Genomic DNA, 1280 nt, shown 5'->3' with positions numbered 1-1280 from the left:
ACGGCGGTGGCCTCGCCGTGCCGCCCGGCCGCCCGCAGCGCGATGGCCCGGCTGACCTCCTCCTCGAAGACCTGGGCGTCGATCGCCCCCGGGAACGGCGTCAGGGAATAGCCGGAAGGGACCGTTTTGATGGTCTCCGCGCCGAGGATGTGTCTGAGTGAGGAGATACGGCTGTGGATTTGCGCCAACGCGGTCCGCGGTGGCCTGCGCGGCCAGAGCGTGTCCACGATCTGCGGCACCGGAACGGTGCTGCCGGAACGAGCGAGCAGCAGCGCGAGCAGTACGTGCTGCTTCGGGCCGCCAATGGTGACGGGCCGGTCGAGTGAAAGCACCTGAAGCGGACCCAATACGCTGAAATGCAAACCAGTGCTCCTTACAGGATGAGCCCAATGACCGCCATTTTGCTGGGGTTTCCCGAAGAAGCAAAGCGATTACGTTGGCGCATTAGCCGGATGCGCTGTGAGGGGAATTTCAACAAAAGCCGACGGGAAGTGCCGCAGGACCGGACAGCGCGAACCGATACTGGCGCCCGCCGCGCTCCCGTCCCCCCCTGTACTAGTCTTCTTCCCGCACCATCGAGCACGTCTTACGGGGGGAACCGTGACTGGTCAGGACACCACCGCACAGGGCGCACCCAACACGCCGCCGGCGCGGCCCGACACACGGCCGGCACGGCCGGACGAACGCCCGGTGCCGCCCGCCCGGTCCAGGGGCGCCGCCGTCCTCGGCTGGGCTGTCACCATCGCCCTCAACGTCGTGGCCCCGATCATCACGTACAACGCGCTCCACGATCACGGCTGGAGCGAATTCGCCGCGCTTTTGGCCAGCGGCGCATGGCCGGTGCTCGACAGCGCCGTCCATCTCGCCTGGCGCCGCCATCTGGACGAATTCGCCATCGTCACCCTGGTGTTCCTCGTGATCACGGCCGTGGTGTCGCTGGTCGGCGCCCACTCGACCCGCGCGCTGCTGGTCAAGGACTCGGGCGTGACGGGCCTGTTCGGACTGCTGTGCCTGGTGACGCTGCTGGCGCCGCGCCCGCTGATGTTCTACTTCGGGCGCAAGTTCGCCACCGACGGCACCGAGGCGAGCACCGCGTGGTGGAACGGTCTGTGGCAGTTCGACGGGTTCCGCCGGACCATGATGACGATGACCGCGGTGTGGGGCGTGGCCTACCTGCTGGAGGCCGGGGTCCGGGTCGCGCTGGCCTACACGCTGTCCACCGACACCATGGTGGTCGTCAGCCCGGTCCTGATCTACAGCGTGCTCGGCGCCCTCGCCCT

General features: G+C 68.0%; 2 protein-coding genes. One reads left to right on the top strand and one right to left on the bottom strand.

Annotation, left to right across the window (positions count from 1 at the left end; all coding sequences use genetic code 11):
* The coding region (locus CCN51_RS51590; RefSeq protein ID WP_211303355.1) for an AfsR/SARP family transcriptional regulator at nt 1–362 on the bottom strand (362 nt) is incomplete at its 3' end.
* Nucleotides 363–690: 328 nt separating this feature from the next.
* Here CCN51_RS51590 and CCN51_RS51585 point away from each other — a divergent pair.
* The coding region (locus CCN51_RS51585) for a VC0807 family protein (protein ID WP_086861269.1) at nt 691–1280 on the top strand (590 nt) is incomplete at its 3' end.

Source organism: Streptomyces milbemycinicus (assembly GCF_002154605.1).
Taxonomy (GTDB): Bacteria; Actinomycetota; Actinomycetes; order Streptomycetales; family Streptomycetaceae; genus Streptomyces; species Streptomyces milbemycinicus.
Note: the sequence above shows the minus strand (reverse complement) of the source record. Positions and strands in the feature narration are given on the sequence as shown.